The organism is Methylobacterium dankookense, from assembly GCF_902141855.1.
Lineage (GTDB): Bacteria > Pseudomonadota > Alphaproteobacteria > Rhizobiales > Beijerinckiaceae > Methylobacterium > Methylobacterium dankookense.
Map to the genome: position 1 here is coordinate 1 of NZ_CABFVH010000093.1, position 7617 is coordinate 7617.

A 7617-nucleotide genomic window follows, 5' to 3' on the forward strand; every position below is an offset into this window, starting at 1 on the left:
CTGCTCCGCGCTCGTCTTCTGACCTCGCCGCATGTCCGACTCCTTCAGTCCTGGCTGATCCTCTCAATCAGCCCGGTCCAAAGCCAGCCGGTCAGGTCACGTTCTTAGAATGCCGAACGATGGTTGGCTTCTTAGACTCATCCATATCTGTTCTCCTTGCGGAGTTCAGATTAACCGTGTCTGACTTCCTGATGCAAGGTAGTCCTCTATAATGACTTGCAAGCCGGGTTCGCCTTGGTTCGCTTTGATCCACCGATGAGTTCAGGTTCCTCGTGCATTGGTTGGCTCATGTCGCGCATCCTGGCCGCTACGCTTCTGTCTCTGGCGCTCCTGATGGTTCCGTTGGGTTTGGCTATCTCTGATCCCCTGCCCTCTCGTTCAACGCCCTATACGGCTGCTCAGAATGGGTCAGGATCGGCTGTGGCACGGACGGGCATCACCACACCACCGGGTAGTCGAAGGCTCAAGCTGTGAGGGCGCATGAGCGACGGAAGGCCAACCTGTTGACTGAGGACACTCTGAAACACTTCCTCGGGCTGGCGTTCGTGCTCATCGTCGGATGTTGGTGGTGGGTGTGGTCGGTCCTCGGAACCCTCGCAAGCTCCATCCACCACAACGGCCTGATCATCGGTTCGCTTGTCGCCAGCTTCAGCGAGTGCGAGGCGTTTCGAATCTTCTCGAGTGCCACCATGCTCTCGCATCGATCAAACTCAGCGATGAACCCTGTTTTGAGCAGGTCAGATCTGGGCTTCTTACTGCCAAGTCTATTAGAACCGTTCACGATTACGTCTATATCTGTTCGTCAAATGTCCGCTATAACTTGATAGACATCAAGAACTGTCAATCTCATTGACGGGCATTGAGATATAGGCGTTCGCCCCGTTCAGTGATTATGAGTGTTCGTTTTGCTGTGTCTAGACGCGCGAGTCCTTGACCTATCAGACTATTGGCCTCGCAGACCTCAAAAGATTTCTGGGATCTGCCGGCAAGACGTCGCAATAGGCGTGTTTCAGCGAGTGTTAGGCCCATCAGAGGCGTCACGCTACGTCCCGCTATTGTAGTCGGCGACTAGTAACGACCTGATATCGGTAACAACTTGATGATTAAACTATACAACAGCGTCTTATGATTTCACGGCTTCAGTTGGGGGTGATGAGGTCACGAAACTCGGCGTGCCTCAGTTGATCTCTATGCGCCGATTAACGCCAAGTTTCGGCTGACTATCAACACCGTTCTCCGATCTCGGCTTCCACATGCCTCTTAGCCTTCGTCAGCATTGAACACGGGTCATATCCTCTGTGCTTGGCTAACAGTAGTAAGTCTGTAATCAGATCAACCACATCGCACGCTGGCACACCACCGACCCATCGTCGTCTCGCACCCTCAGCGTGGAGGTATGCATCGAGAGCAACCTGGGCGAACTCTATTCGAGAGGCACCATCAGGCATGGATGACTCCTCAGGTTCAATCTTAGGAATTAGCTCTGAAGGATAAGGGCATCATCTTGGGGCTTATCAACTGTGGCTTACCTATGTGGTTTCTGACATGAGTGACATTCGAATGGAGTTTGTATACTATTGATGCACCGCAACAGCATAGCCCATATGCAACGGATTCAGGGGTTGATGATATAGATCAAGAACCAGTCGTATCGGCAATTTCATTGGTTCGATAGTGTTCATTCGTATCTTGGTTCCGATTCGCTCGAAGCAATATATCTTGAGTTGCGCTCTGCTTACTTGAGAGCGGCGAGCTGCCGATTGCCAATGAGCAGATTGTATGCAATATGCCAAGAGAGGCGTGATTGGCCTTTCATCAATCGCTGAGAAGTTGTAACATTGGTTGAGAAGGCTACGCATACACCGAAAGCAATGACTGAAGTTGACCAGCACATCGGTGAGAAGATTCGATGGCTCCGTCAAGCTAGAAGTTTGAGCTTGGATGAAACCGCCAACGCGATTGGCATCTCTTGGCAAATGCTGCAAAAATACGAACAGGGACGATGCCGACTAGGAGTGGCACGTCTTCATGCTCTTGCGAAGTTCTACTCCGCACCAATCTCATTCATTATTGAGCAAGAGTCAATCACGGCTGCTGACTTGGATTTATTGAAAGTCAGAGGCACGGCAGAGATATTAGAGATTTATACAAGTATAGGCGAAAAGGGACAAAGGGAGCGTATTTTAGATTTTGTTCAGACGGTCGCGCGCTCAATGGGCGTCCGACTGAGGGGTCGAACCGACCAAATGCCCGGTTAAATTCGGCTAGGAAAGCTTGAACGACACAGCCCGGACGGCGCTATCCATTGTCGTGATGTCAGGCCGCGCGTTTTGCGATCTTGGCGATGGTGGCCCGGCTGCATCCCACCGCGTTCTCGATCTGGGACCATGACAGACCCTTGCTGAGCATCGTGGCTATCGAGGCGTTCCGGGCTACGTTTTCCTGACGGCCCTTGTATCGACCTTCAGCCTTAGCCTTCGCCTGCCCCTGAGCCTGACGCCTCCTCCGATCCTCGTAATCCTTACGGGCGACGGCAGCGAGCATATCGAGCATCATGCCGTTGATTGCCTGGAACATACGGCTTGTGAACTCGTCCGTCTGAGCCGTCGCCATCATCCAGGAGGTCGGAAGGTCGAGGGCAACGACTCTTATCTGCCGAGTCGCTATCTCTCCCTTCAACTTCTCCCAATCCGGTCCGGTAAGGCGGCTCAGACGATCGACCTGTTCGGCCAGAAGAATGTCGTTGGGTTGGGCGTCCCGTAGGAGCCGGAATAACTCAGGACGAGCCAAGGACGCGCCGCTCTCGTTCTCCACATACCAAGCCGCGATCCTGAGGCCGTGGCTGTCAGCGAACGCCTGGAGGGATTCTCGGGCACGGTCAGCGTCTTGCTCGGTCGTGCTTGCTCTCAGATACGCCCGGACGAACATCGCGCACCAATAGTCTAGTTAGGATGGTGCACATTATGGCGGTTCAGTATGGATCGTCAATGGGCCTATACTGAACCGGTCTGACGGTGGTTCAGCATGGGCCTACCGAACCAAACCATCGCTTAGCGCATATCTTTAAGGCATGGAGGTGATGGTTTATTTCTCAGATGATCCGCCTCCATGGGGTGCCTCTCCGTCGGGTTTGGTGGAAGGTTAGCGTGACGGTTGGCCTGGCCAAGGCCGGCTGGGCGGGCGAGGCGGCGGCCTTCGACAGCAGCTCCGTACGGGCTCACCGCTCGGCGCAGGACGGCAAAGGGGGGCGAAAGCGCAGGCCATCGGCCCGTCGCGCGGCGGCCAGGCCACCAAGGTCCATGCACTCACCGATGTCCTCGGTCGGCCCGGCATCCTCCAGCTGACACCCGGCAACGCCAGCGACGTCACCACCGCCCCGGCGGTGCTGGTCGAGGGGCCCGGTCGGATCCGGCGCCTGGCCGCCGACAAGGGCTACGATGCCGACTGGCTGCGCGCGGACCTGCGGGCGAGCGGTATCACGCCCGTCATCCCAGGCAAGCGCGGCCGCAAACGGAGGATCGACACGACAAACGCCGCTACCGCGAGCGGTGGCGCATCGAGGCCGCCTTCAACCGCCTCAAGGAATTCTGCCGCATCGCCACCCGCTACGACAAGCTGGCGCCCAACTATGCCTCAGCCGTTGCGCTCGCCGCCGTCATCGCCTTCTGGTGCTGATCGAGTCCAAACCCTAGGAAGAGGGAGCAGTGGGTACCGGGTGCGTTACCTCTGAAAGAACGAAACCCGCCATGGCGTTGAGCCATGGCGGCACATGAACATGCAACCTGCTCGATGGTTCGCGTGGGTCTCAGAACCGCACGATCTCCTCAACATAACCGCGTCGCATCCAGTACGGGAAGCGAGACACCTTGCGCGTTGGGACGCTGCTTATGATCTCGCGGGCTGTCAGTCCTAAGGCCTCGTGGTTGATAGACAGGAAAATCGGCGTGCGCTTCGCGATGCTGGCAATATAGGCGTGTGAAGTATCTGAATGCATCTCAGGCAAAGAGTCAACATTTAGAATGAGATCGTATTTTTCGTTGCTCGTAAGAAATGCTTCAGGCGGCAGAAGGTTAATGCTCCGAGAGGCGTCTTCACCATAAAGGGCAAGGCTTCCCGAACTTAACGTCGACCCAAGGTAGTAAGCTTGAGCAACACTAGTCATTGGGATGTCGATGATGGTGTATCTCTCGATGCCAAAACGATTGGCGTAGTACGCAGTACGCCCGAGCCCGCCGCCGATCTCAAGCACTCGGCCGCCGCCGGCAGCAGTTAATAAGTCTCTTGCACGATAGGCTTGGTATATAGCCTGAACTGATCGGTATGTAGCGATGCCGCGGATAGTGGGAAGGCCGATCTCGCCCGGGTAGGGATTTGGAAAATCAATCTTACAACCAATAGCCCCGTCCAATCCCAGCAGGAGGTCTTCAACGGGCTTCGCCTGAGGGGGGGCATCAGAAAAATTATATGCCTCTGGGTTCTCAAGGCGAGAAACTCCGACTGCTTCGCAAAGCCGCACCAACAGACTATAGATGAGCCTGCTTTGCAGAGCTTGGTAAGGCGGCGTCATATCGGCATGTCCCTTGTAGAGACTGTCGAATCCATAGAAATGCATGTTTGAAGCTGGATCACGCAGAATCTGCGTGACTGCTAGCTCGTCTCCGCTGTTCAGAGCCTCATGTATGCTGCTCTTGTCCTGCACCACCTGATGCCACTGATGATTTGGAGTTCCTGTGCTGGTGCTGTTGGCTAGCTTATAGAAATCAATTATTCTACTGACGAGAGCGGCATCGTTATAATTACCAATGTCTTTGACAGACGCCACATCATCAACTGTATGTTCATATGGACGATGAAATTGCCAGTCGCGGACAGCATTATACGACATATCAAGTCACCTTAGGTTAGCGCAGAACAGATCTGCCGAGATTTTCAAGCACTCCCGGCGCAAGCGCACGTAGAGCTAATTGATAGCAGAACGAAATCGCGTAAGCGCCTTCGCCCTTGGCTAGTCGAATTTTATTCTATTTCTCATTTTTACTTTGACCTACATCAGTTATGCTTGCATCTGTTTCAGAAAATTGCTCGAGTGCCGGAATAACATTCCCATGACTGGGAAAATGTTCTTCTCGCCGCTGGATTCCCGAGAGAGGAGCGGCGTCAGCCCAGGGAGCCGCCTGGCTCAAGTTGGGGCTATCCCGTGCGTTGCTGATGATCTGGCGCTGCACAACCTCAGGCGATAGCGTTTCGCTGACCGCAACGGACCCATGTGATGGACCTTGAAAAGTCATCGATCGGAGCCACATGTCTGTAGTGCTTTGTGAATCTGCAGGTCTATGGTCCACATATCGGGCAAACTGCATGTATATTTGGGCTGTCTCAAAGTCGATTAGGGTGTTCAGTCGCAACCACGCAGCCCACTCGCCATTCGGTATCGTCTCCTTTGCGGAGATTAAGATCCGACCGCACTCGACCGCAAGGCGAACGCTTTCGCGTTGTCCAACCTCAGCGGCTTCGCAGGCCGCGTCGATGGCGGTCGCGATCTGAGATCGTGCTTTCTGGTCCATTTTGGCCTCCGCCGCTCTCCATCCGCTTTACCTGACAGTCTCTGACACCGCATCTCATCCCAGTTCCAATTTGTCGAGCCGACTGACCGGCATCTCATCGGCAATCGGAAATGGCCGACTGAAGCGTCTGTTCCGCGCAGCGTGCGCTGACGCCGCCGAGGCCAGTCGGTGCCGCGCAGAGGTTCAGGCTCAGCGAGAAGCCCGAGAACCGTGTGCAGGCGGCCGTCGTCTGGGCATTTACAGGGGCGAGCACGCTGCACAGGGCGAGCGCCATTAGCGCGCGGGTGATCCAACGCATGGGAGGTAGCCTCTTGTTGGGACGGTGCGGAGGGTGGGCGGCTACTGGGCCAGACCCTTGGTAATGAGGCAGGCGCGCACCGCGTTGATCAGAGCGTCACGCGTCGCGTTCGATGCCGATCCGTCTGCAGGTACTGCCGCCGGCAGGGAGCATCGTTCGGAGGGCGCCTCGCCACCGAACCCAACCTTTCCGGAGAATCGCGCAGCCCCGAATACGTCGAGCGGGTAGGAGGGAGCGCTCGGCGCGCCGACCCCGAGGCCGACATTGCCGCCGACAACGCGCAGGGTGTTGACCTTCGTACCGTCGATGTCGCCGCGGATCTGAAACAGGCCGTTGGGTCGCGAGATTTCGATCGCCCCAGACGCATCGGGAGCATAGAGCCTGAAGCTTTCCAGGCGGGCGTTCGCCCCATCGCGATACTTGAATGTGATCGGCATCGAGCCGGTATTGGCGTGCACACGGCTCGTGCCGACTTCAATGCCGGTAAGCGCGCTCTCGTCATCGACGAGTACGCCGCGCCCCCAGAAGATTGGGGTCGCCGAACCCTTCTTGAACACGCCGGGCGATTGGACGATCAGGCCCGGTGAGGCCAGGCTCGGCTGTGCGTTCGAGCCCCCGACGATGTCGAGGCCGCGGACTAGCGTGCCGGCCGCGTCGATGTTGACATCGATCTCACCGCCCCAGAGGCCGTCCGTATGGAAGCCGTTGTCCTGCGTTCGCGTGTTGAAGCCCCAGGCCGTCACGCCAGGTGCGGCGGCATCGCCTTGGCCGTAGAGGCCGACACCGCCGACTGGGATCGACGCGGTACGCGCATAGCCTGCCGTGCCAGTGGCATGGTAGATGTCCGCCGCGTTTGCCGGCACACTTATCGCGCCGCTGATCGAGGTTGGGATCGCGAAGCCCGAGAATGTCGGATCCCCGTAGCCGCCGACATCTACGAGGAGCGATGTCGGGTTCCTAGTCTTGGCGTCGGTCCATCCCTGCTGGCCGTCCGGATTACTTCCGATCAGGATGCGGGTGGCGATGTTGCCAAACCTTGGCGCCGTGATGCTCTTCGGCGCGAGCGCGAGGGCGCCGTTCACATAGGTCCCGACCGCCGGGCCGCCTGGGAAGGCGATCGAGCCGTCTGAGTTCAGGTGCAGGCCCGTCTGGTTGATGAGCAGCAGGATGGATCGCAACGACGCCGAGGTAATGGCACCGCTGCGGTTGTCCGCGAGCGTCGTGTTAATGGCATTCTCGACGTTGGAGGCTTCGAGCGCGACACCCGTGCTGGCATGCAGCAGCATCGTGGCGGCGGCCGCCGCGCGGAGGGGCCGTTTCATGAGTGAGCCTCGCGAAATCAGAACTTGACGCAGTATAAGACGGCAATGTTCTTCTGCCGGGTTTCGCCGGCTCCTGAGGCGCCGGTGACGCCAGTCGTACCCTACACCGAGGGGATGTCGGGCGTTCCGAAGACGGAAAGGGTATTGGTGCCGCCGGCAAGGCTGGCACTCGCCGAGTAGACGCCGTGGGGTATGGCCCTGTAGCGCGTCAGCTTGGTAGGTCGCCAAGGTGCATCCGATATCGTAGCCGCGAAGGAAGATGCCGCGCAGGTCGGGCAGATTGAAGGAACACGAGCCGTCGCCGCTGTCCCATGTGCTGCCGAGCACGGTGTGGGGTCGTGTCCCTTGGCGTGGTGTAGCTCGTTGAGAGCCATCGCGATCACCGGCTTGGGCCGGGAGGATCAGGCTGCCAGGGTGGGCAGGCTGACGAGGG

General features: G+C 57.4%; 6 protein-coding genes and 1 pseudogene. 2 read left to right on the forward strand and 5 right to left on the reverse strand.

Annotated elements, in window-relative coordinates; all coding sequences use genetic code 11:
• The first annotated feature begins 1871 nt into the window (after positions 1-1871).
• Positions 1872-2258 carry a helix-turn-helix domain-containing protein gene (locus tag MTDSW087_RS29285; RefSeq protein ID WP_144769247.1) on the forward strand — a complete coding sequence of 129 codons (387 nt, stop codon included), beginning with the start codon at positions 1872-1874 and terminating at the stop codon, positions 2256-2258.
• 58 nt (positions 2259-2316) lie between these two features.
• On the opposite strand, the gene MTDSW087_RS29290 is transcribed toward MTDSW087_RS29285, so the two are convergent.
• Positions 2317-2928, reverse strand: coding sequence for a recombinase family protein (locus MTDSW087_RS29290; protein ID WP_144769248.1), 612 nt, complete (start codon positions 2926-2928; stop codon positions 2317-2319).
• A 412-nt stretch (positions 2929-3340) separates the two neighbouring features.
• Between MTDSW087_RS29290 and MTDSW087_RS31555 the strand changes: the two are divergent.
• Positions 3341-3675, forward strand: a pseudogene (locus MTDSW087_RS31555) (transposase).
• A 130-nt stretch (positions 3676-3805) separates the two neighbouring features.
• Here MTDSW087_RS31555 and MTDSW087_RS29300 read toward each other — a convergent pair.
• From MTDSW087_RS29300 to MTDSW087_RS29315, 4 genes are all read right to left on the reverse strand, one after another.
• Positions 3806-4885 (reverse strand): putative sugar O-methyltransferase, encoded by a 1080-nt coding sequence (locus MTDSW087_RS29300; RefSeq protein ID WP_144769250.1) that lies wholly within the window; start codon positions 4883-4885, stop codon positions 3806-3808.
• 136 nt (positions 4886-5021) lie between these two features.
• Positions 5022-5564: a DUF3102 domain-containing protein gene (locus MTDSW087_RS29305; protein ID WP_144769252.1), complete on the reverse strand. Its 543-nt coding sequence runs from the start codon at positions 5562-5564 to the stop codon at positions 5022-5024.
• Between the two features lie 94 nt (positions 5565-5658).
• Positions 5659-5862 (reverse strand): hypothetical protein, encoded by a 204-nt coding sequence (locus MTDSW087_RS29310; RefSeq protein WP_144769254.1) that lies wholly within the window; start codon positions 5860-5862, stop codon positions 5659-5661.
• Between the two features lie 41 nt (positions 5863-5903).
• Positions 5904-7184, reverse strand: coding sequence for a hypothetical protein (locus tag MTDSW087_RS29315; protein ID WP_144769256.1), 1281 nt, complete (start codon positions 7182-7184; stop codon positions 5904-5906).
• Between the last annotated feature and the right edge of the window lie 433 nt (positions 7185-7617).

Excerpts from the sequence above, each read along its gene's own strand:
- MTDSW087_RS29305 (WP_144769252.1), bottom strand. The coding sequence starts at position 5,564 with ATGGACCAGAAAGCACGATCTCAGATCGCGACCGCCATCGACGCGGCC.
- MTDSW087_RS29315 (WP_144769256.1), bottom strand. The coding sequence starts at position 7,184 with ATGAAACGGCCCCTCCGCGCGGCGGCCGCCGCCACGATGCTGCTGCAT.
- MTDSW087_RS29300 (WP_144769250.1), bottom strand. The coding sequence starts at position 4,885 with ATGTCGTATAATGCTGTCCGCGACTGGCAATTTCATCGTCCATATGAA.
- MTDSW087_RS29285 (WP_144769247.1), top strand. The coding sequence starts at position 1,872 with ATGACTGAAGTTGACCAGCACATCGGTGAGAAGATTCGATGGCTCCGT.
- MTDSW087_RS29310 (WP_144769254.1), bottom strand. The coding sequence starts at position 5,862 with ATGCGTTGGATCACCCGCGCGCTAATGGCGCTCGCCCTGTGCAGCGTG.
- MTDSW087_RS29290 (WP_144769248.1), bottom strand. The coding sequence starts at position 2,928 with ATGTTCGTCCGGGCGTATCTGAGAGCAAGCACGACCGAGCAAGACGCT.